Origin of the sequence: Pseudoalteromonas holothuriae (assembly GCF_945859825.1) — a bacterium.
Lineage (GTDB): Bacteria > Pseudomonadota > Gammaproteobacteria > Enterobacterales > Alteromonadaceae > Pseudoalteromonas > Pseudoalteromonas holothuriae.
Genome location: NZ_CAMAPC010000010.1, coordinates 108,318 through 130,411 on the forward strand (window position 1 = coordinate 108,318; position 22,094 = coordinate 130,411).

At 40.6% G+C, this 22,094-nt stretch carries 19 protein-coding genes; 8 read left to right on the plus strand and 11 right to left on the minus strand.

Annotation, left to right across the window (positions count from 1 at the left end):
* Positions 1-132 precede the first annotated feature (132 nt).
* Entirely contained in the window at positions 133-1,125 is a 993-nt protein-coding gene (locus OCI93_RS13395; protein ID WP_261593530.1) for a GlxA family transcriptional regulator, read from the minus strand.
* A gap of 116 nt (positions 1,126-1,241) precedes the next feature.
* Between OCI93_RS13395 and OCI93_RS13400 the strand changes: the two genes are divergently transcribed.
* The 3 genes from OCI93_RS13400 (at position 1,242) to OCI93_RS13410 (ending at position 5,569) form a co-directional block, all read left to right on the plus strand.
* Positions 1,242-3,143: a beta-ketoacyl synthase gene (locus tag OCI93_RS13400; protein ID WP_261593531.1), complete on the plus strand. Its 1,902-nt coding sequence runs from the start codon at positions 1,242-1,244 to the stop codon at positions 3,141-3,143.
* 243 nt (positions 3,144-3,386) lie between these two features.
* Positions 3,387-3,512 carry a hypothetical protein gene (locus tag OCI93_RS13405; protein ID WP_261626594.1) on the plus strand — a complete coding sequence of 42 codons (126 nt, stop codon included), beginning with the start codon at positions 3,387-3,389 and terminating at the stop codon, positions 3,510-3,512.
* 476 nt (positions 3,513-3,988) lie between these two features.
* The gene (locus OCI93_RS13410) at positions 3,989-5,569 is read left to right on the plus strand and encodes a BCCT family transporter (protein WP_261593532.1); all 1,581 of its coding nucleotides are present in this window, start codon (positions 3,989-3,991) and stop codon (positions 5,567-5,569) included.
* A 207-nt stretch (positions 5,570-5,776) separates the two neighbouring features.
* Here OCI93_RS13410 and OCI93_RS13415 read toward each other — a convergent pair whose 3' ends face one another.
* The 4 genes from OCI93_RS13415 to OCI93_RS13430 form a co-directional block, all read right to left on the minus strand.
* Positions 5,777-6,478: a 3'-5' exonuclease gene (locus tag OCI93_RS13415; protein WP_261593533.1), complete on the minus strand. Its 702-nt coding sequence runs from the start codon at positions 6,476-6,478 to the stop codon at positions 5,777-5,779.
* A gap of 37 nt (positions 6,479-6,515) precedes the next feature.
* Positions 6,516-8,411 (minus strand): DUF294 nucleotidyltransferase-like domain-containing protein, encoded by a 1,896-nt coding sequence (locus tag OCI93_RS13420; protein WP_261593534.1) that lies wholly within the window; start codon positions 8,409-8,411, stop codon positions 6,516-6,518.
* Positions 8,412-8,660: 249 nt separating this feature from the next.
* Positions 8,661-9,503: an S-formylglutathione hydrolase gene (fghA, locus tag OCI93_RS13425; RefSeq protein ID WP_261593535.1), complete on the minus strand. Its 843-nt coding sequence runs from the start codon at positions 9,501-9,503 to the stop codon at positions 8,661-8,663.
* An 8-nt stretch (positions 9,504-9,511) separates the two neighbouring features.
* Positions 9,512-10,636: an S-(hydroxymethyl)glutathione dehydrogenase/class III alcohol dehydrogenase gene (locus OCI93_RS13430; RefSeq protein ID WP_261593536.1), complete on the minus strand. Its 1,125-nt coding sequence runs from the start codon at positions 10,634-10,636 to the stop codon at positions 9,512-9,514.
* 111 nt (positions 10,637-10,747) lie between these two features.
* Here OCI93_RS13430 and OCI93_RS13435 point away from each other — a divergent pair, with 111 nt between their 5' ends.
* Complete coding sequence (locus tag OCI93_RS13435; RefSeq protein ID WP_261626616.1) at positions 10,748-11,629, plus strand: LysR substrate-binding domain-containing protein; 882 nt, start codon at positions 10,748-10,750, stop codon at positions 11,627-11,629.
* On the opposite strand, the gene OCI93_RS13440 is transcribed toward OCI93_RS13435, so the two are convergent.
* The gene (locus OCI93_RS13440; protein WP_261626617.1) at positions 11,610-13,262 is read right to left on the minus strand and encodes a SulP family inorganic anion transporter; all 1,653 of its coding nucleotides are present in this window, start codon (positions 13,260-13,262) and stop codon (positions 11,610-11,612) included. The genes OCI93_RS13435 and OCI93_RS13440 overlap by 20 nt on opposite strands.
* A gap of 154 nt (positions 13,263-13,416) precedes the next feature.
* On the opposite strand from OCI93_RS13440, the gene OCI93_RS13445 reads away from it, so the two are divergent.
* The 4 genes from OCI93_RS13445 (at position 13,417) to OCI93_RS13460 (ending at position 17,093) form a co-directional block, all read left to right on the plus strand.
* A complete protein-coding gene (locus OCI93_RS13445) occupies positions 13,417-14,625 on the plus strand; it encodes an FtsX-like permease family protein (protein ID WP_261626595.1) in 1,209 nt (402 codons plus the stop codon).
* The gene (gene lolD / locus OCI93_RS13450) at positions 14,618-15,307 is read left to right on the plus strand and encodes a lipoprotein-releasing ABC transporter ATP-binding protein LolD (protein ID WP_261593539.1); all 690 of its coding nucleotides are present in this window, start codon (positions 14,618-14,620) and stop codon (positions 15,305-15,307) included. The genes OCI93_RS13445 and lolD overlap by 8 nt, the downstream gene beginning before the upstream one ends.
* Positions 15,300-16,529, plus strand: a complete 1,230-nt coding sequence (locus OCI93_RS13455; RefSeq protein ID WP_261626596.1) for a lipoprotein-releasing ABC transporter permease subunit — start codon at positions 15,300-15,302, stop codon at positions 16,527-16,529. The genes lolD and OCI93_RS13455 overlap by 8 nt, the downstream gene beginning before the upstream one ends.
* A 132-nt stretch (positions 16,530-16,661) precedes the next feature.
* On the plus strand, positions 16,662-17,093 hold the full coding sequence (locus OCI93_RS13460) for a DUF4826 family protein (RefSeq protein WP_261593542.1): 432 nt from the start codon (positions 16,662-16,664) through the stop codon (positions 17,091-17,093).
* Here the strand turns inward: OCI93_RS13460 and OCI93_RS13465 are convergent.
* The 5 genes from OCI93_RS13465 to mnmA form a co-directional block, all read right to left on the minus strand.
* Positions 17,077-17,535, minus strand: coding sequence for a GNAT family N-acetyltransferase (locus tag OCI93_RS13465; RefSeq protein ID WP_261593543.1), 459 nt, complete (start codon positions 17,533-17,535; stop codon positions 17,077-17,079). The two genes, OCI93_RS13460 and OCI93_RS13465, sit on opposite strands and share 17 nt — an antisense overlap.
* Positions 17,536-17,691: 156 nt before the next feature.
* Positions 17,692-18,855, minus strand: a complete 1,164-nt coding sequence (locus OCI93_RS13470; RefSeq protein ID WP_261626597.1) for a cupin domain-containing protein — start codon at positions 18,853-18,855, stop codon at positions 17,692-17,694.
* Between the two features lie 63 nt (positions 18,856-18,918).
* Entirely contained in the window at positions 18,919-20,289 is a 1,371-nt protein-coding gene (gene purB / locus OCI93_RS13475) for an adenylosuccinate lyase (RefSeq protein WP_261626598.1), read from the minus strand.
* Between the two features lie 36 nt (positions 20,290-20,325).
* Positions 20,326-20,928, minus strand: coding sequence for a high frequency lysogenization protein HflD (gene hflD, locus OCI93_RS13480; RefSeq protein WP_261593547.1), 603 nt, complete (start codon positions 20,926-20,928; stop codon positions 20,326-20,328).
* Positions 20,928-22,031, minus strand: a complete 1,104-nt coding sequence (gene mnmA, locus OCI93_RS13485) for a tRNA 2-thiouridine(34) synthase MnmA (protein ID WP_315942820.1) — start codon at positions 22,029-22,031, stop codon at positions 20,928-20,930. Before mnmA ends, hflD begins: the two co-directional genes overlap by 1 nt.
* Positions 22,032-22,094 lie beyond the last annotated feature (63 nt).

Below are 22,094 nucleotides of genomic sequence, written 5' to 3' on the forward strand. Positions count from 1 at the left end.
AAACCGCAATCATTTAATTAACGTCACCCGTTTTAGAACGCGTGGCGTTTTTACACCTTTAGGGCGTGTTGTTCTTTACTGCATCGGGGGCAATTGCTAATTATATTTTGGCAGTAAAGTAAATGGTGCTTGTTACGAAAATAGTTTTTTCCTAACTACTTTTCGATACTCACTGGGTGTTTGATTTAGTTTATTTTTAAACACTCTAGTGAGTAAACCTTGCGAATTAAAACCAACAGACATGGCAATATCTTGAATGGATAGATTGCTATTGGCTAATAACTCTTTGGCGGTTTCAAGGCGCAAAGATTGCAAGTAGTCAGTGGCTGTTTGTCCTGTAGCGGCTTTAAAACGTCGATTAAAAGTGCGCTGGCTTAAATCGAACTGCATAGCGACTTGGGCGAGAGATAACTCACTGGCATAGTTGTTTTTAAGCCAGAATTGAATGGCTGCTACTTGCTCATCTGGGTGCGTATCAACGGCACCTTCTAAATATCTTTGCTCTTCATAGGGTTTGCGAATTTCATGAGAAAAGTTTTGTTGCACATGATTGGCTGCCGCACTGCCGTATAGCAGCGAAATAAGATGAACAATAACGTCTGCCAGAGCATTTAGGCTTGCTACAGTATAAATGCGTTCAGATTGGGTGATGAAAAAATCGGGTTTTAAATCAACTTTTGGGTAGCTACGACTAAACTGTTCAGCGTAATGCCAATGAGTGGTTGCAGGGTGTCCGTCCAACAACCCTGATTCGGCTAAAAAACAGACGCCCGTACCTACACCAATGACGGTACCGCCATTTTGCCAACTGGTCATTAACTCATTGGTCAAATGAGGGTTTTTATGAATAACGGGTCTTGGGTTACGCCAAATACTTGGTACAATCACATAATCTTGTTGTGCAATTTCACTTAGCTCTCCCGAGGGTTGTAATCGAATGCCCAGCTCGTTATCAATCTCATGTTCCGCACTACTTAGCCAAGAGAGTTTTAAAGGTCTAAAACCTTTCCCTAAATGCCGCTTAGCATGCGCTTCACCAGCTCGTAACATTTCCGCTGGTAAAGTGACACTGGTAAATAACATATGCTCATAAAGGATAAAAGCGACGTGAATAGGTTGGCTCATCTGGTCAGACCACCTTGTTTTGGCTAATTAGTAATGTTATATGTCTAATTTTGCATTATATAATTTCTAAGTTCCAACTAAAATCAACACATATTTAGCTATATAGAATAATTCGCATGACAGCATTACCTATTATTGTTGGTATGGGGGGCATTAACGCCGCTGGGCGTACTTCATTCCACCAAGGATTCCGTCGTATTGTATTAGATAAGTTGACACAAAAAGCTAGGCAAGAAACGTTTTTAGGCCTCGCCACACTAATGAATTTGGTTAGTTATCAAGGTGGTCAGCTTATTGTAAATAAAGATGGCACCGTCATTACGGCTGACCAGATAGAAATACGATTGGGTGAGCAAATAAAAGCGGGTACGTTAATTCGTAAAATTGAAAAAAACCATTTTGATGTTGACGCAACGCATTGGCAGCAAAAACTGACAATAAAAAGCAGTGATTCAGCTGGCTTACGTTTTCAATGTAAAAAGCGTGATTTACCCACTCCAGTGCCCGCGAGTTGGCAGGTAACTGACATTGAGAGTAAATTGGTTTCTGTTTTAGTCCCTGAGCAACTTGAAGTAAAGCACGATAGTTACAGAGATAACCCTATTAAAGCTGCAGGCCAGTTCCCAAGTGGTTTTGAGCCCGGGAAAATGTACAACAGCCGTTATCAACCTAGAGGTTTACAAGCTACTATTTTTGCTGCAACAGATGCAGTGCGCTCAACTGGACTTGAGTGGCAGCAAGTGATGAATAGCGTAAAACCAGATCAAATTGGTACTTATTCAGCCTCAATTGCAGGGCAAATGAGTGATGAAGGCTTTGGTGGCTTAATTCGAGCGCGCATGAAAGGTGAGCGGGTAAGTACTAAACAACTCGCGCTAGGCTTAAATACGATGTCGACTGATTTTATTAATGCTTACGTAACGGGAAGTGTGGGCACAACTTTCACTACATCAGGTGCATGCGCCACTTTTTTATATAACCTGCGCGCTGCGGTGAATGATATTCAAGCTGGCCGCACGCGCGTTGCAATTGTGGCAAGCGTTGAGTGTGCTTTAACACCTGAAGTAATTGAGGGCTTTGGTACTATGGGTGCGCTTGCTAATGAAGAAGGTCTGAAAAAATTAGATAACAGTGATCATGTAGATTATCGACGTACCAGTCGTCCATTTGGTGAAAACTGTGGCTTTACCATTGGGGAGGGCGCACAAGTCGCTATTTTGATGGATGATGAACTAGCTTTAGCTATGGGCGCTCAAATTATGGGCTCTGTTGTTGATGTGTTTGTTAATGCTGATGGCGTGAAAAAGTCAATTACGGCACCGGGCCCGGGTAATTATATAACAATGGCAAAATCGGTGGCTTTAGCAGAGCAGATTGCAGGTACTGAGGCGCTGCGAGAACGTAGTTTTATTTTGGCTCACGGCTCAAGTACGCCTCAAAATCGCGTAACCGAATCGTTAATTTATCATAAAGTTGCAGAAGCTTTTTCTATAAATGGCTGGAAAATCGCTGCACCAAAAGCCTATGTAGGACACACCATAGCGCCTGCCAGTGGTGACCAGCTAGCCATGGCACTTGGGGTGTTTAGCCACAATATAATGCCAGGGGTGACTACGATAGATAAAGTAGCTGATGATGTGTATAACGAGTATCTAGATATTCGCACAGAGCATTATGAGTGCCAAGATATGGACATTGCATTTATTAATTCAAAAGGTTTTGGTGGTAATAATGCCACTGCGACCGTTTTTTCGCCTAAACAAACGATGCGCTTGTTGGCTAAACGCTACAGCGATGACTTATTTACCGATTACAACAGCAAACTAGAGTGTACTGTACAAGCTCAGTTACGTTATCAACACGCTGCAGACTTAGGGCAATATGAGCTAATTTATCGCTTTGGCGAAGGGCAAATTGATGAGTCAGAATTGCTGATTGATAAAGAGTCACTCACCATCCCCGGGTTTGATAATAAGATCACCTTGACTGAAAATAATCAGTATACCGATTTAAGCTAAAGAAGAATTGTTAAGCAAAGCAAGGCGCTCAGGATGAGCGCCTTTTTGTTGTACCTATAAGCTTTATAATGCATTAACTGGCATCTTTAATTGCGATTGAACGTATTAGGGTTGGGTTATAGCTTTCTCTTACTTAGCGTACATCTGCTTATTCGATAGCGCATAAATTCCACTAACGTTTAACTTTTGTACATGAAAGCGATGATTTATAAATAAAAATCCAGTCTCCATTTACTTTTTTATATGAAGCCCTACACTAGTAAAGGAAAGCTAGAGACGCAGTTGAGTGTTGTATTGATTGATTATCAAGGCAATAAACAAGCTGATATACAACAGCTTGGTTGGTTTATCTTAATTACAATTATTTAAGGCGTGATATTAATTTTATTAGAACATTGATCATTTTGGCGAGTTAGATGAGTCATTAACTGCGTTATAAATTACGCATGTAGAATAACTACATGGCGAAATTTTGCCTAGTTACCAAGCCATTTATCCATCGCAACATCTGATCATTTATTTAATGCAATTGATATAATATTGTCATTGTAACTAACATAAACCCATCATTTACCCTTCAGTTCAAAAAAGCGTAGTTAATAAACTAGCTGGTAGTTTAACTGTAGTGATGTAACACATTGATACAACAACTTAGATGAATTTTTATTTCTTTTAGTGGTCGGGAATTAATGCTCGGGAATAAATTTTACACACCTAAGCTACAACTGAGTTTTACGAGTGACTTACCAAGCTAACTTAGTCTTATCAGCACTTTTAGTGTGCTGTGAAGAAAGTAACGGTACAAATGGTTTGGTGTCGTATCACAATCAAAAAAAGAGGATATCATGGGTAATAACCACGATAAGTACAGTATCGACAATACTGACTATACGGTCGGACAAGATAACGTTCAAAAATGGGGTTTTGATGTACATAATCCAGTGTTTGGTGTGAGCGCAGGTTTAATCTTAGCCTTTTTAGTTGCCATTTTGCTTGTTGATTCTGAGGTAGCTAAAGCGACTTTAGATGGCATAAAGTGGGATATTATAGGTACATTTGACGCACTATTTATGTGGTCAGCCAATTTATTTGTGGTTTTTTGTCTGGTGTTGGTTATATCACCTTTTGGTAAAATACGCCTCGGTGGGGCCGATGCAAAACCTAGCTACTCTACTTTGTCTTGGCTAGCTATGTTATTTGCTGCTGGAATGGGTATTGGCTTAATGTTTTGGGGGGTTGCTGAACCTGTAGCTTATTACACTGGTTGGTATGAAACGCCATTGGGCGTTACTGCAAATACGCCTGAAGCAGCAAAAGTGGCAATGGGTGCAACCATGTACCATTGGGGTTTACACCCTTGGGCTATCTACGCGATAGTGGCATTATCACTGGCCTTTTTTGCATACAATAAGGGACTACCGTTATCAATTCGTTCAATTTTTTATCCTATATTAGGTGATAGAGCTTGGGGCTGGCCAGGTCATATTATTGATATATTGGCGGTGCTCGCAACGCTATTTGGTCTTGCAACGTCATTAGGTTTAGGCGCACAACAAGCTGGCGCTGGTATTGAGCATGTTTTTGGTATTGAATCGGGACTTGGTTTGCAAGTAGGTGTTATTGCGGGTGTGACCGCTTTGGCGATTATATCTGTCGTACGTGGCATAGATGGAGGTGTTAAGCTGCTGAGTAATGCAAATATGCTCATTGCATTTGCACTACTATTATTTGTTTGTATCGCTGGTTTTGCGGTGGCGCTTGGGAATGTGCCGACTACTTTGATGGGGTATGTAGAAAATATCATTCCATTGAGTAACCCACATAATCGAGAGGATGAAGCTTGGTTTCAAGGTTGGACCGTATTTTATTGGGCTTGGTGGATTTCTTGGTCACCGTTCGTAGGCATGTTCATTGCGCGTGTTTCTGAAGGACGTACTATTAGAGAGTTTATTATTGCAGTGTTACTGATCCCAACTTTGGTAACTGTACTTTGGATGTCGATTTATGGTGGGTTGGCTATCGATCAAGTTAAAAATGGTATTGGTGCGTTAGGCAGTGATGGTTTAACTGAAGTGCCATTAGCTATGTTCCAAATGTTTGAAAATTTACCTATGAGTGAATTGTTATCAGTTGTTGCGATTTTACTGGTATTGGTATTCTTCATTACCTCTTCTGATTCGGGCTCTTTGGTTATAGATAGTATTACAGCGGGTGGTAAAATTGATGCGCCTGTACCACAGCGTATTTTTTGGGCAAGTGTTGAAGGTACAATTGCAGCGGCGTTGCTTTGGATAGGTGGTAAAGAAGCTATAGAGGCACTACAAGCAGGTGCCATATCTACCGGTTTACCATTTACTTTTGTGCTATTGCTCATGTGTGTTAGTTTGATATTGGGATTAAGAACAGAGCCTAAAAGTAGCTATTAAATTTACATAGAGTTTTTGTGTAAAAAAGCGAAACTTCAGGTTTCGCTTTTTTGTATGTTTTTTATGTCAACTACATCAAATAAATGATCAAATATTGCCATAGATAAATGCTTTAGTAACAAGACAAAAATTCCAGTATGTAGTTATTACACACATGAGTCATTTAGCGAGCTAGAATGATCAATATTTTAATAAAGCGGTTATCAGTTAGCGCCATAGATCTTTTATCATGGTTGCAGGGTCTAAACAATATTGTGACTGAGCTTGCAATAGTTCTGCAGTTGCCAATGCATCAGACAGCGCATGATGGGGTTGATAATAGGGAAGGCCATAACGTTTTCTACAATCAGCCAACCGAAGCGATGGTATCGCTTTGTTGGTAAGTTTATCAAGCCAGCTTCTTTGCTTATTTATCGCTGTTTTTTCTACTTCCATAGTATCGATGACCGGGAATTCAATTCCCTCTCTTAATCTTGCCATTAACGCAGCATGAAAAAATGATTTTTCCATAAACTGATAATGTACCACGATAACTTTACCTGTTATCGCCGCTAATATTTCCTCTAAAACAATTGTTAAATCAGGCGCTTGCTCAATTTGAGAATGCGTAATTCGGTGTAATGTTACGGACTCTTCAGCTAATATACAGCTTGGTTTAACTAACCAGTGCTTTGCCTGAGCACAACAGATCCTACTTAAGTTGAAAGGAACAATACCCACGCTGACTATGTCATCTTTATTTGGGTTTAACCCTGTAGTTTCAAAGTCAAGGGCAACAAAGTTACTTTGTGCTAACGTGCCAAAAGGGTCTACTACACCTTGTTGATAAAACGCTTTTAAGCGAGTGTCTTTTGATGTTTGTGCTAATCGCCGAAAACGACTTTGCCACGAAATGATATTACCCTGCATAACTAGCTAAACTGTTTCATTTAAAGCAATCCTATTTTTACTTCATTATTGATTTGTTTTGATATCTGAATTTTAAAAAGCTTTGTGCTTTGTCTAAAACACCAAATGCTTCTTTAAGGTTTCGTTGTTCAAACTCTGAAAGTGTTTCAGGGGATAAACTATTGTCGGGTTTTTCATTTTGTTCAATTTGCCAAGATTGATGCTTAATGCGCATAATTGCAATGTATTCAAGGGCAGCTTGCAAGTCTTGTACTTTCCCTTTCGGTAGTATGTTTGCTTCGTTGATGTCTTCAAGTCTTTCAAATGAATTTTGTTTTCTTGAACCCACAGCTAATGCATGTACACGCACTAAATCTGATAAGGGCGCTGTACCGCGACGTTTGATATTCATAGAGCGCCGATGTTGACCATCTTGCTCTAAAACAAAGCCGTTAAAAAACCCTAAAGGTGGTGTTCTTCTTAGTGCGTTGTGCGCCATAGCGGCGAGAAAGCCGGGTGTTTTCTGCGCCTTTTTACTAATAAAGTTGGTAAGGCTTTCAGCCCATTTAACTTTGCCCCAAACGCCTTCAAGGTCAAAGAAGATAGAGCTATTCAATAGGGCCTCTGGTTTAGGGTTTTCTATCCAGTCACTGAATTGCGCTTGCCATTGGTCAAAAGTGAGGCGCCAAGCAGGGTTACTCGCCATAATTCCGCCATCGCAATAGGTATAACCACAATTAGCAAGGCCATCACAAACAAACTTGGCGAGCTGTTCAAAGTATTTTCCATGCATGTTGTACTGGTAGCTATTATCAAGTATTAATGCGTTGTCTTGATCGGTAACTATCAGCTGCTCATCACGTGCCATGGAGCCTAGTGCAATAAAACAATACGCGATAGGAGGCGGTCCCAATTTAGCTTCAGCAAGTTCGAGTAGTTTGTGTTTGAATGTTTTACCAATAATAGACATCGCTGAGCCAATCATATGCGAATTGGCATCTTCATTGACCATACGAATAAAGATAGTGCTTAAATATTTTGCGTAACTGGCAAGGTCATCAACACTTTGTTGCTCCATCAACCCTCGTACAAACAATAGACTACTTTGTGACTCATAACGTAAAATATCTGATAAGGTGAGCATACCAATAGGCTTACGTTTATGTACAATTGGTAAATGATGAACACTGTCTCTGAGCATTAACATCATGGCTTCAAATACATAAGCATTAGAGTCAATAATAACCACGTCGGTTGTCATAATATCAGCAACGGGCGTATCATAAGGCAACCCTTGGGCTACCACTTTATTGCGTAGATCCCTGTCACTTATTAAGCCAACCACTTGTGCATCGTCTTCTTCAGGGTCATCAACCATAGGTTTCGCAGGGTCATAGATCAAAAGAGAAGATACTTGTTCTTTAGCCATCACTTGTGCAGCTTGCTGAACGGTACTGTTGCGTTCAGCATAAACTACATCTCTTAATATTAGTTTGGTGACCTTGGCAGTGGTCATGTCATTACTGTCAGCTTGCTCAGAGACGGTCATTTTCAAGCGGGTGTTATCATCTGCTTCGAAATAGTCGGCAAAAAACTCAAAATTATTACAATATTCATCAAAAATGCCGACAGGTATACAATAAACTAAGGTATCTTCGAGTGTATTTGCGCCAAATCGTACTTTTCGATTCATCAGCAAGCCTCGGTGGCCAAAAATACCACCAGTTGAGATACGATGATATAACTCGCCTGAACGACGAAGTAATTCTACAGAGCCTGAGCGAATTACATATAGATAGTTGATTTGCTGTTCGTACTCAAATATTTGGCTTCCACAGCGGTAATAGCTCACTTCTACGTTACTTGCAAGGGTGTTTAGTGCATCTGATGGTAAGTCAGAAAATGGAGCATATGCTTCCAAGAAATTGGCAACTTCCTGATGTTCGACTTCCATGGTTTGCCTTGATATAAAAAGAGAATTAACCTTATTGTGGGAGACAGTAAGCTAATTTGCAATGATAATTACTTGCTACTAAACACTTTTTATAAGTTTTGTGTGGGAAGAATAAGCATAGCTGTAAAACTAATTGAAACCATTAAAGTGCTCAACGCTTGCATGCCACTTTAACTTACATATTCTGTAAATTACTAACTTTAGGGAATATAAGGCTTGTTTAAATAAGCCTTATATTCTGTGGATTGTTTAAGAAAAGTGTTTAGCGTGAAAATGCAGGTGCTCGTCGATAAAACTACTGATAAAAAAGTAGCTATGATCGTAGCCTTCTCGCATGTTTAATGTGAGAGGATAATTGATATTCTCAGCTACTTTTTGCAAATGCCAAGGTTGTAGTTGCTCTTCTAAAAAGCTGTCTGCATCGCCTTGGTCTATTAAAATAGGGATTGGTTGCTTAAACTGCTGCTGTGAAAGCAAAGCCGTTGCGTCATATTGCTGCCAAATACTAGTATCTATCCCTAAATAACCTGTAAATGCTTTAACTCCCCAAGGGCATTGTTGCGGGTGAACAATTGGGCTAAAAGCTGAAATGCTTGAGTAAACATCGCTATTACGCAGACCTATGGTCAAAGCACCATGGCCACCCATTGAGTGACCACTTATGGCTTGTTGTTCTGTCACAGGGAAGTGTGCTTTGATCAGTTGAGGAAGCTCACTCACAACATAGTCATACATGTGATAGTGCTTATCAAACGGAGGCATTATTGCATTGAGGTAAAACCCCGCACCTAAACCAAAATCGTAATTGGCAGCCGGGTCATCAGCAACACTCTCACCACGTGGGCTAGTATCGGATGTTACAATAGCAATGCCAAGTTCATTGGCAGTTTTGAACGCCCCTGCTTTTTGCATAAAGTTTTCATCGGTGCAGGTTAAGCCTGAAAGCCAATAAAGCACCGGTACCTTTTTTCCATGATTAGCAGCTTCAGGTAAAAAGATTGCAAAAGTCATATCACATTGTGTAGTTGTGCTGGTGTGGCGGTATCGCTTATGCCAGCCGCCAACTACTTTATTGCTGGTAATAAGTTCCATAATAACCCTTACTTATAGTGCACTACAGAGCGAATACTCTTTCCTTGGTGCATTAAATCAAATGCTTCGTTTATATCTTCAAGTTTCATTGTATGAGTAATAAAGTCATCAAGCTTAAATTCACCAGCCATGTAACGCTCTACAATTTCAGGTAATTCAGAACGACCTTTTACACCACCAAAGGCACTGCCACGCCAAACGCGGCCTGTAACAAGTTGGAAAGGGCGCGTAGTAATTTCTTGTCCAGCACCTGCAACACCAATGATCACTGATTCTCCCCACCCCTTATGGCAACATTCTAAAGCAGAGCGCATTACATCAACATTACCTATACACTCAAAAGAAAAGTCAACACCACCATCGGTCATTTCAACAATGACCTCTTGGATTGGTTTGTCGTAGTTTTTGGGATTGATCACTTCTGTGGCACCGAGTTTAGTTGCCAAAGAAAACTTGCTTTCATTAACATCAATACCAATTATACGTTTGGCACCGGCCATGGTTGCACCAATAATCGCAGATAAGCCAATGCCACCTAAACCGAAGATTGCGACGGTGTCACCAGCTTGAACTTTAGCCGTGTTCATAACTGCACCCATCCCGGTTGTAACCCCGCAACCGAGTAAGCAAATTTCTTCAAGTGGTGCGTCTGGGTTAACCTTCGCTAATGAAATATCAGGAAGCACGGTATACTCAGAGAATGTAGATGTGCCCATGTAGTGGAAGATTGGTTTACCATCTTTATAAAAACGTGTGGTGCCATCTGGCATTAAACCTTTTCCTTGAGTTTCACGAATTTTTTGACAAAGGTTAGTTTTACCAGAGGTACAGAATTTACACTCACCACATTCAGGAGTGTATAGTGGAATGACATGGTCGCCTACAGAGACACTGGTGACTCCTTCGCCTATCGCTTCGACTATACCAGCCCCTTCGTGACCTAAAATAGCGGGGAATACGCCTTCAGGATCATCACCCGAGAGCGTAAATGCGTCGGTATGACAAACACCAGTAGCAGTGATTTTAACAAGTACTTCACCTGCTTTTGGCATCATGACGTCAACTTCTTCGATGCTTAAAGGCTGCCCAGGACCCCAAGCGATAGCGGCTTTTGATTTAATAAATTCAGACATGGTTTGTTTCTCATTGGTTATACATGATGGACTCAGTATAATTACTTTAATATATTTGATAATATCTAAATAACTAAAACACTTTTACATATATGTAATAATGGATGAATGTTGGATAGATGGACAGGTATTGACGAGTTTGTTGCGGTTGCCACACTTGGCTCTTTTACGCTTGCTGCAAAAAATTTAAGTACTTCGGTTGCGCAAGTTAGCAGAAGAGTCAAAGAGCTTGAACAACAGTTAAATCATCAGTTATTGACTCGAACTACACGTACTCTCACACTGACTCAAGAGGGTAAAGTTTTTCTCACTCATGCAAGACATTTACAGCATGCCTATAACGATGCTCAACTGGCGCTTCGACAGCGTGATCAGCAGCCTTCAGGAGTATTAAAGCTTACTGCCCCCGTGATGTTTGGCGAGCACTACATTATGCCATTAGTTCATGACTTTATGCGTAAATACCCGAAGGTAAGTGTGGAAATGCAGTTAAGTAATGAACAGCTAGATATTGTCGCAGCTGGTATTGATGTTGCAATCAGGCTTGGTCATTTAAAAGATTCAAGCCTTAGGGCTAGAAAATTATCTTCAAGGCGCACTTTGGTCTGCGCTGCACCGGGCTACATTACAAATCATGGTCAGCCTCATAGTTTAAATGAACTATCACAGCATACTTGTTTGATTGGTAATAGTCGTACATGGCGGTTTTTAGATTGTGCTAAGGAGCGTAATATTACTGTGCATGGTAATTTAATTTGTAATAGTGGCTGGGCTTTACTAGATGCCGCTTGTAAAGGCATGGGCTTGGTTCAATTACCGCACTATTATGTGCAAGCCGCTTTACAGAAGGGGCAGTTGATTGAACTTTTGCCAAAGTTTAAGCCTGAGGCTGAAGGGGTCTGGGCGGTATATCCACCCAGACAATATGTACCTACTAGTTTGCGATTGTTGCTTGATCATTTTGTGCAGGAGTTTATTCACTCGAATGCATAGTACTCAGTGCCATGTTGAGCGCTTCTTCACGGCTTTGGCAAAACGCGTTGCCACCTAAACGTTCGTTGATATTAAAGCGATGTAATTGCTCACTGGTTTCTTTGTTAGGTGAATAAATATACACCTCACAGTTGGCATCAAGCGCATCAATAATCGCATTTTCTAAAGCGAGGCTAACGGTAACATCTAACATTGCAACATCGCTGAGATCAAGCACCATTGCTTTATATTTAGCTATATCTCTGTGTTGACGGGCGATAGCCTTAGAGACACTAAAAATCATTGGCCCCGATAAATAAAAGTACAGTAATTGCCCCTGTGCTCGGTTAAATAATTCGCGTTCAACATCTGTCATAGGCACATCGTCATCACTATCACTAATTGCTTTGACCTGCTCAGCTTGCATTCTACTCAATCGCTCAATAACAATAATATTTGAAATAAATACACCAAGACCCACAGCAACCATTAAATCAACAAACACAGTTAATAGCATTACGCCATACATGATAGCCATTTGCATGATACTGAGTTTGTGTGCACGCTGAATAAAGCTCCAGTCGAGAATGTTAAAGCCAACATAAACGGCGATACCAGCAAGTACAGCCATAGGAATTGGTTCGGTTAAGCTGCCCGCCACAAACACCACAGCCATTAAAATTAGGGCGCGAATAATTCCAGCTGCTGGTGAACGAGCACCCACTTGAATGTTAACCACCGTGCCCATAGTTGCACCTGCACCAGGTAGCGCGCCAAATAAGCCTGAGATCATGTTAGCAATACCTTGACCTCTGAGCTCTTTGTCTGAGTTATGCTCCGTTCTGGTCAAACTATCGCCAATAACTGCCGTTAAGAGTGTATCAATACACCCTAATGTACCAAGGATAAGTGCATCAATGATCATTTCAGTAAACACGTCCGCACCGAAGGTAGGCCAAACAATATCGGGTAAACCACTAGGAATTTCACCAATGCGGCGAATGCTATCGGAGTCAAAAAAGATCACTGAGAATAAAGTAATCGCAATTAAAGCAACGAGCTGTGCAGGCACATATTGGCGGTATTTTTGCGGAAGATAAAAAAGAATGCCTAAAGTAAGCACACCTAATAAAAGCTCTGTAAAGTGCAAGTTCATAACCAGTTCGGGCAGTACTGACAAAGTGCCGATAACACCACCTGATGGTGCTTTATGGCCAAGTAAGGGAGCAATTTGCAGAATAATTAAAATAACCCCGATACCAGACATAAAGCCAGAGATCACGCTATATGGCATTAACGTCACATATTTACCCAGTTTTAATGTGCCGAGTAAAATCTGAAATGCACCTGCCATCATGACCACAGTAAAACCCATAGCCATACCTGTTTCGGGATATTTGGCCATCATAGTGGTTAAGACTGCGGTCATAATAACCGTCATCGGACCTGTAGGTTCAGAAATGAGAGAGGTAGAGCCACCAAATAGGGCCGCAAAAAGACCCACGAGAATTGCGCCCCACATGCCGGCTTCAGCACCAGCTCCTGAGGCAACACCAAATGCTAGAGCGAGCGGGAGGGAAATTATCGCAGTAGTTACTCCTCCAAACAAATCGCCCTTTAAATTCATGTGTTTAAATCGAGATATAGACAACATAAAACTTCCATGCCGCGAGAGTTCACGCATTTTACACCAAAAATTGAATTTAACTATCAGATACTCCATATTTTTTTACAATTTGCTACGTACCCTGTATTCATGCTTTGTGATAGTATTCGCAACATTAGCCTCAAACATCATCAAAATTAATATGTATCAGCCAGTTAGCCTATTTGTTGGCTTAAGGTATGCAAAAGCCGCTAAAGGTAACGCCTTTATTTCATTTATCTCGTTTTTTTCCATTGCTGGGATTGCACTGGGATTGATGTCTTTGATCACTGTGAGTTCGGTAATGAATGGTTTTGAACAGTCGCTTAAAACCGCCATGCTTGATTTAATTCCGCATGTGCAACTTCGCCACACCTCAAATTCAGGTGATAACACAGAGTTACTTAAAAAGTTACGAGATAATAAACAGGTAAAACGTATACAGCCTTATTTAACCTCAGATGTCATTTTGCAAACGAATAAAGAACTTTTAGGCGTAAGGCTGCAAGGGGTTTTTTCGGGATATAGTAACCCTGTAGAGCAGCATATTTATAGTGGGTCTAGTACGCGAATGGAAAATAGTAAATATCAGTTGATGATAAGCCGTTATTTATCCAGCAAATTAGGTGTTGGAGTTGGTGAAGAAATTAGAGTAATTTTACCTGATGTATCAAGTTATACACCACTTGGACGTATACCCATGCAACGTCTCTTTACTGTTGCTGCTATCTATGATTCAAACAGCGAAGCTGATACGGCTCTGGCTTTTGCTGACGGTAAGAGTTTAGCGAGGCTGATGCGACGTATAGACAGTGCCAAATATGACGTGAGTATAACTTTGCATGATGCATTTGCTCTGAGTGATTTTTATCTTGAAAACCCGCAACTAAAGCGTGATTTTGACATCGATGATTGGCAGTCACAGCAGGGAACATTATTTGCTGCTGTTGCAATGGAAAAGCGTATTATGTCGTTCTTATTGGGACTTATTGTGATAGTCGCTATATTCAACATATTGTCAGCTTTATCTATGATGGTAAGAGAAAAACAAGGTGAAGTTGCCATTTTACAAACGTTAGGGTTTACGCCACAAATGATAGGCCGGGTATTTATGGTACAAGGGCTATACAATGGTTTGATTGGTACAATGATAGGTGTTGTTTTTGGTATTTTAGTTGCTAATTATATCAATGAAATTTTAGCATTTACGGGGTTGTCATTACTTGGAGGAGCAAGTTTACCGGTGGTTTTCTCACAGTCAGGTTTATTAACAATGGCTTTAGTCAGCATTTTAATGAGTTTTATTGCAACTTTGTATCCAGCAAAAAAAGCAGCCAGTGTTCTACCAGCAGAGGTATTAAGGTATGAATGAGTTAGTGATAGATTGCCAAAAGCTGGGCAAATCATATCAAGACGGGAAAGCACAAGTTGATGTGCTAAAGGGGGTTGATTTACAAGTTCGCCAAGGTGAAATGCTGGCGATAGTAGGCAGTTCCGGCTCTGGTAAAAGTACACTGCTACATATTTTAGGCACATTAGATACTGAGTCATCAGGTAGTGTCAGCATTAAGGGAGTGCAGGTAGGTCAACTTTCTCGTTCAAAGCAAGCTGATTTTAGAAATCAAAATATGGGCTTTATCTATCAATTTCACCACTTATTGATGGAGTTTACCGCGCTTGAAAATGTTGCAATGCCACTGTTGATAAGTGGAATGAGTGCTAAACAAGCACATCCAGAAGCGTTAGCAATGTTAGAGCGTGTGGGTTTAAAGCAGCGTGCTTCACACAAACCGTCTGAACTATCAGGTGGAGAACGTCAGCGTGTAGCAATCGCAAGAGCACTGGTTACTAAGCCATCTTTGGTGCTTGCTGATGAGCCAACCGGTAATTTAGACAAGTATAATGCGGTGCGTATTTATGAATTATTAACGCAATTGAATAAACAGTTGAATACCAGTTTTGTCGTTGTGACCCATGACTTAGAATTAGCAGCAAAACTTGGCCGAAGTGTTCAACTCGATGATGGTTTGCTTGCTGAGGTAAGCCATGCTTAGTGCATATTTAAGCAAGCGGTTTCGACAAGCAAAGCGCAGAACCGGTATCGTAAGTTTGTTAAGTAAAGCCTCAACTCTTGGGGTTATGTTAGGCGTAACGGTTTTGATTATTGCTTTATCAGTGATAAATGGCTTTGAGCAACAGCTTGAAGAGCGTTTGTTATCGGTCGTACCACATGTGAGTTATCAAGCGCCTTACGAACCCATTGATAATTGGCCGAAAAAGGTTGAGCAGTTAGAGCAGCATCCAAACATTCTTGCCGCTACACCAGAGATTAACCTAACCGCAATGGTACAATATAAAGGCAAATTAAAAGCCACGCAGCTCAAAGCTGTTATCCCAAGGTTACATCAAAAAGTGTCGGGAATTGGTGCTTATATACAAGGTAAGAATATCGCCCAACTTAAGCAAAATGAAATTGTTTTAGGCAAAAAAATAGCGCAATCACTGGGTGCAATTATCGGGGATAGAATAACAATTCTTGTTGCAAATCAACATGCAGATAAACCTTTGGCTGCACCGAAACGTTTATCATTAGAGCTTGTTGGCATTATCAATATGGGCGGTCCGGTTGACGAATCCCTAGCATTAACTCATTTAAATGCATTACAAAATACGTTAGGCCTTAGCCTTTCTCAAGTGACCGGTTTAAGGGCAAAAGTCGATAACATTTTTCAAGCGCATGATATTGCTATGAACGCAGGTCAGAGCCTTACTGACCTTGTTTATGTAAATAGCTGGTTTCGAACACAAGGAAGCTTATATCAGGATATTCAAATGGTGAGAACCATTGTGTTCTTAGTCGTATTTCTCATTATCGCGGTAGCCAGTTTTAATATTGTGTCTTCAATGGTCATGGAAGTAAAAGAGAAACAAGCCAGCATTGCTATTTTGAAAACAATGGGGGCTAAAGATAGCACAATATTTGCTACGTTTGCTTTGCAAGGGATCACATACGCTGCAATAGGGGCTTTTATCGGCACCGCTGTTGGTGTGTTGCTGGCGATAAATTTACCTGACTTATTTAATGCGGCTTTTGTAGAAGCAAATAGCAATCCGCTTGCAGGCGTTTATTTTGTTGAGTTTTTGCCTTCAAAGTTAATTTGGTCAGATATTATTATCACATTGACAGTGACTTTAGTTTTAGCATTACTTGCGAGTGTGTACCCAGCTTGGCAAGCAACAAAAACTAATCCAGCTCAAGTGCTTGGTAATTCTTGAACTGAAGCCATACAATAATTTGTTAGTTATTGTATGCAGGTTAATATTAACAGTTTTGTGTTAAGGGCTTGCAAGGATGAAAGCAAACCCTTACATTACTGGCATCAAGCAAGCTTAATAAAGAAGTTAAATATGAGCGAACAACAACAATTAACGCCACAACAGCGCGAAGAATTAGAAAAGCAATGGCAAAGAGAGTGCTTTCAAAGTGCTCAAAAGCATCTAGCAGAAAAAGGCATTATACCAAGTACTGTATTTGATAAAGAAAGCCGGTTTTTAGCGCCGCTGTGTGCAATTTGGAAGATTAAAGCTCAAACGGGAAAAACGTATTGGGTAGTAACAGGGCGTTTGCCTACAGATCATATGGAAACAAGTGCCGCAGCAACAGCTCGAGAAGCCATAAAAAGCTTTTCATACCGTTGGCAGATGAGAGCTGATGAAATAGTTGCAGCAGGCGTGCAGGACGAAACCCAAGCGAAATTTGCGAATTTGCTTGTAAATAGGGCACATGGTCTTTACGAAATTGCCGACAAAGACGAACTTTGGGTTAATGAAGCATCGTAAATGGCTCAGTTTTGAATGCGGAGATAGGGCATCTCAACTTTTGTCTTGGGATCCCTGCTTCCATAAAAACACAACCTTGTTTTAAGAAGCCATTATCAACAAAATTGGGCACTTCATCTAAAATACAATTGACATAGATATTGTCTAAGCCTTTGTCACTGGCAAGTAATACCAAGTAATTAAGCAAAGAAGCATAAACATCGCGATTTCTATGTGATTGAATGACTGCAATACGACTAATCAACCCGTCTGGGCTAAGCCTACCTGTTCCAACAGGTTCTTCATCATCATTACATATAATAACATGATCAGACTTTGCATCTAATGCGTCAAACTCAACTTCCTTAGGAATATGTAGCTCATAGACGAATACACGTTCACGAATTTTTTTTAATTGCGCTTTTTTTTGAAGCCAACTGACCTTGTCAACATGGTAACTCATGATTCCTCCACCTAATACTTAGCGTATTTGCGCAGGTTACCAAGCCTTTAAGTGCATAATGTTGCGTGATTTATTAGCAAGATAAAAGTTAGCTTGATAATAAAACAAACCTAAAGTAACTTGGCAACGGTCACAGTTTGAATGCTAATAACTTAATTACTCAAACTCATCGCCTTCTTGTAAATAATATGTTCCCTCACTAATCAGTTTAGCTAAAGTTTTCATAAATACCACACATTTTAGCGCTTCTTTAATTTGCAAGACCGTAAACTCAGTTTTGTCAGTTAACAGCTGAACGCTCGACAGCGCCGTAATAGGTAAAGTATACGTCTGCGCGTTAACGCTAAGTAATACAGATTTATCATGAACTTGATAGACACTGCGAACACCGCCGGCACGATAAATAAAATCCGATGATGCTAAGTAGTCGGTCAGTTCTTCATAATTAAGCGGCTCATCTAGAGGTGCGAGATCCATATCATGCTTTGGTTGGCTTATCATTGTACCAAGCCAGTGCTTGAATGTGTGCTTGTCAGCAAATGCTTGTTGCATTAGTTGATGAATGTTCTCTACCTCATTGTCACTGATCATACCCACTGAATCAGACTTGATTAAATTAGCATCACTGTAACGTGTGTTACCAAGCTCATTATCAATTAAATAATCTGCAAAACTAGAAATAAGGTCTTTTTGGTCAGGGGCTCTAAAACCTACTGAATAGTTCAGTGCATTTTCAACCGCATAACCTTCGTGCGGACAGCCTGGCGGAATATACAAGATGTCACCACTTTCCAGTACAGCATCAATTATGGCATCAAATTGCTCAACCTGAAGTAACGATTTATTTTGGGCAAACTGCTTTAAGTTGGGATCAGGCATACCAACACGCCAGTGTCTTTTTCCCTTGCCCTGTATGATGAATACATCATATTGATCTAGATGTGGGCCAACCCCCCCACCAGGAGTTGAAAAACTAATCATTAAGTCATCAATTCGCCAGTTAGGTACAAAACGAAATGGTGTTAATAGTGTAGCAGCTTTGGGGTGCCAATGATCAACAGCTTGAACGAGTAGGGTGCTGTTCTGTTCGGTTAAAAGGCTGAAATTTTCAAATGGGCCATGATGTGCTTGCCAATCGTTATTGTGATTGGTGATCAGCCGAGATTCAATACTCTCTTCCATTGCGAGCCCTGCCAATTCTTCGGGTTCGATAGGGTCGACAAAATTTGCAAAACCAGATTTGATTAGCAATGGTTTTTTTTGCCAATACTGCGATAAAAATTGCTCGATTGTTAGATTGTTAATGCTCAACTGATACATAATTTTTTCCATAAAAAAAGCGAAAGAAGTTTCTTTCGCTTTATAGTTTAATTTAATTCTAAGTTACGTTAGTTCGTCAATAAAAGCTTCCGCTCGGCCAATGTAATTTGCTGGCGTCATTTGCTTCATTTGCGCTTTTACTTCATTAGGAAGCTCTAAACCATCAATAAATTCAGCCATGATAGTTTGGTTCACTCGCTTACCACGGGTTAGCTCTTTGAGTTTTTCATATGGTTTTTCAATACCATATTTGCGCATAACAGTTTGAATTGGTTCAGCTAGTAGTTCCCAGTTTTGGTCTAGCTCTTCTAGTAACTTATCAGCATTCACTTCAAGCTTGCTTACACCTTTGAGTGTAGATTGGTATGCAATCAGGGCATAGCCCATACCCACACCTAAATTGCGTAATACCGTTGAGTCAGTTAAGTCACGTTGCCAACGAGATACAGGTAGCTTTTGTGCCAAATGTGCAAAGATAGCGTTGGCGATGCCTAAGTTACCTTCAGAGTTTTCAAAGTCAATTGGGTTCACTTTGTGTGGCATCGTTGATGAACCGATTTCACCTGCAACTGTTTTTTGTTTGAAGTGGCTCAGTGCTATGTAACCCCAAACGTCACGATCAAAATCAAGTAAAATAGTATTGAAACGAGCAATTGCGTCAAATAGTTCAGCAATGTAGTCGTGCGGCTCAATTTGTGTAGTAAATGCATTCCATGTTAAGCCTAGACTGGTAACAAATTCTTCTGCGTGGGTGTGCCAATCATAGTCTGGGTAAGCGCTTAGGTGTGCATTGTAGTTACCTACTGCACCATTAACTTTACCTAAAATATCTACTTGTGCTATTTGTTGACGTTGGCGTTGCAAGCGTACATATACATTCGCAAACTCTTTACCCATCGTTGATGGAGAAGCGGGTTGACCGTGGGTACGGGTCATCATAGCAATTGAACGATACTCAATTGCTTTGGCTTTGATAGCGGCAAGTAGTTCATCACAGTAAGGGAGTAATACTTGGTCCCGAGCTTCACTTAACATTAGACCATGAGATAAGTTATTAATATCTTCAGAAGTACATGCAAAGTGAATAAACTCATTGATGGCGTTTAGTTCGGCATTTGGGGCAACCTTTTCTTTTAAAAGGTATTCAACCGCTTTTACGTCATGGTTTGTGGTACGCTCGATGTCTTTTACTCGCGCAGCATCTGCTTCGCTAAAGTTATCGACGATGCTGTCTAACAATGCATTTGCCTCATCACTAAATGCAGGTACTTCAGCAATGCCTTGAGCTTTGGCAAGTGCTTGTAACCAACGTACTTCCACAGTAACGCGGTACTTAATTAAGCCAAACTCACTAAAGATGCCACGCAGTTCGGTAGTTTTACTACCGTAGCGACCATCCACTGGAGAGATAGCGGTTAACGCTGAAAGCTCCATAATTTCTCCTAAACTAATTGGTTTTGAACGATATTTTTAAACTTGTCTTTGTGCTTCGGCGATAATTTTCTTTTTACCAAAGAAAAACTGACGGCGTTTACCACCTAATTGACGCCAAAGCACAGCACTACGAATACCCGCAAGTAGTAATGCCCTAATTTTTTGTTGCGTTGCAGTTTGCTTTAGCAAGTCTGGTTCACCAAATACTTGGATCTTTTGTCCAAGCGGGCTGACAACTTCGCTGTAAATGTCTGCTAAAGCCGCAAGAATAGTCGTGTCACAAATTTCAAAGTGTTGTAATTGGCGTTCAACGTCCTTTAAGCGCTTCGCAAGTTCACTGAGCGCTTTTGGATTATTTGATAAGGCGCGCTCTAATTGCATGATGCTGCCTACATATTTGACCATTTCTACGTCTTTATCACCTTGCGGTGTGAGTTGTGAAAGCAAAGTCCGATAGCCTGATTTTAAAGCGAAGCTGTCACTATAAACATCCTCAGGTTGTTCAGGATTTAAGTTAACAATACTTTGCAAAAAGCTCTCAACTTCCCGTTCATTAAACTGGCCATATTTTGCTGTTTTTTGTACAAGTTTAGTAATTTGACACATTGCCGCTAGGGGCATTACATAATTTGCAGCCATTACTTAATCACCGAGTCTATTATGCCACCACCTAAACAAACATCTTCAGCGTAGAAAACTGCAGATTGACCTGGTGTGACAGCTTTTTGTGGCTCGTCAAATAATACTCGTGCCATACCATCTTCACCTACAAGTAAAGTACATGATATATCGGTTTGACGATAGCGGGTTTTTACTGTGCAGCGTGTGGTGCCTTTGGGACCAATACGATCTACCCAGTGTAACTGGTTGGCATTTAAACCATTGCTGAACAGGTGAGGGTGATCTTTACCTTGGCCTACAATAAGCACGTTACGTTCGATATCTTTATCAACCACATACCAAGGTTCACCATTGCCTTCTTTCATGCCGCCAATGAGTAAACCTTTGCGTTGACCGAGCGTATGATACATAAGCCCTTCGTGTTCACCGACTTCGTTACCTTCAGTGTCTTCAATCGTACCTGGTTGTGCAGGCAAAAACTTTTGTAAAAAGTCTTTAAATTTACGTTCACCAATAAAGCAAATACCGGTGCTGTCTTTTTTGTCATGGGTAATTAAGTCTTGTTCTTCAGCAATGCGTCGAACTTCAGGTTTTTCGATATTACCGACAGGGAATAGGGTTTGCCCAATATGCTCATGGCTTAATGTATACAGGAAATAGCTTTGGTCTTTGTTATCGTCAAGGCCTCGGCACATTACAAATTTTCCATCACGTTCTTGTCGATGAACATAGTGACCAGTCGCAATGTAGTCAGCGCCTAGTGCTTGTGCTGCAAATTCTAAAAATGCTTTAAACTTAATTTCTTTGTTACACATGATATCAGGATTTGGTGTACGTCCAGCTTTATACTCGGCTAGAAAATATTCAAAAACGTTATCCCAATACTCAGCTGCAAAGTTTACGGTATGAAGTTCAATGCCGAGCTTATCGCATACAGCTTGCGCATCTTTGAGATCTTCAGCAGCAGCGCAATATTCATCATTGTCGTCTTCTTCCCAGTTTTTCATAAACAAGCCTTCGACCTGATAGCCTTGCTGTTTAAGTAAGTAAGCTGAAACTGAAGAATCTACACCGCCGGACATGCCCACGATGACTTTAATGTGACTATTATCGCTCATAATATTTGCTGTAAATTTACCTGATTTTCAAAGGCCGTGATTATAGCACGCAAAAGCGGGTTGCTA

Excerpts from the sequence above, each read along its gene's own strand:
- OCI93_RS13415 (WP_261593533.1), bottom strand. The coding sequence starts at position 6,478 with ATGCAGGGTAATATCATTTCGTGGCAAAGTCGTTTTCGGCGATTAGCA.
- OCI93_RS13465 (WP_261593543.1), bottom strand. The coding sequence starts at position 17,535 with ATGAGTTACCATGTTGACAAGGTCAGTTGGCTTCAAAAAAAAGCGCAA.
- purB (WP_261626598.1), bottom strand. The coding sequence starts at position 20,289 with ATGGAGCTTTCAGCGTTAACCGCTATCTCTCCAGTGGATGGTCGCTAC.
- OCI93_RS13460 (WP_261593542.1), top strand. The coding sequence starts at position 16,662 with ATGAGCGAACAACAACAATTAACGCCACAACAGCGCGAAGAATTAGAA.
- hflD (WP_261593547.1), bottom strand. The coding sequence starts at position 20,928 with ATGGCTGCAAATTATGTAATGCCCCTAGCGGCAATGTGTCAAATTACT.
- OCI93_RS13445 (WP_261626595.1), top strand. The coding sequence starts at position 13,417 with ATGTATCAGCCAGTTAGCCTATTTGTTGGCTTAAGGTATGCAAAAGCC.
- OCI93_RS13410 (WP_261593532.1), top strand. The coding sequence starts at position 3,989 with ATGGGTAATAACCACGATAAGTACAGTATCGACAATACTGACTATACG.
- OCI93_RS13400 (WP_261593531.1), top strand. The coding sequence starts at position 1,242 with ATGACAGCATTACCTATTATTGTTGGTATGGGGGGCATTAACGCCGCT.
- OCI93_RS13430 (WP_261593536.1), bottom strand. The coding sequence starts at position 10,636 with ATGTCTGAATTTATTAAATCAAAAGCCGCTATCGCTTGGGGTCCTGGG.
- fghA (WP_261593535.1), bottom strand. The coding sequence starts at position 9,503 with ATGGAACTTATTACCAGCAATAAAGTAGTTGGCGGCTGGCATAAGCGA.
- OCI93_RS13420 (WP_261593534.1), bottom strand. The coding sequence starts at position 8,411 with ATGGAAGTCGAACATCAGGAAGTTGCCAATTTCTTGGAAGCATATGCT.
- OCI93_RS13440 (WP_261626617.1), bottom strand. The coding sequence starts at position 13,262 with ATGTTGTCTATATCTCGATTTAAACACATGAATTTAAAGGGCGATTTG.
- OCI93_RS13455 (WP_261626596.1), top strand. The coding sequence starts at position 15,300 with ATGCTTAGTGCATATTTAAGCAAGCGGTTTCGACAAGCAAAGCGCAGA.
- OCI93_RS13470 (WP_261626597.1), bottom strand. The coding sequence starts at position 18,855 with ATGTATCAGTTGAGCATTAACAATCTAACAATCGAGCAATTTTTATCG.
- OCI93_RS13395 (WP_261593530.1), bottom strand. The coding sequence starts at position 1,125 with ATGAGCCAACCTATTCACGTCGCTTTTATCCTTTATGAGCATATGTTA.
- OCI93_RS13405 (WP_261626594.1), top strand. The coding sequence starts at position 3,387 with ATGAAGCCCTACACTAGTAAAGGAAAGCTAGAGACGCAGTTGAGTGTT.
- lolD (WP_261593539.1), top strand. The coding sequence starts at position 14,618 with ATGAATGAGTTAGTGATAGATTGCCAAAAGCTGGGCAAATCATATCAA.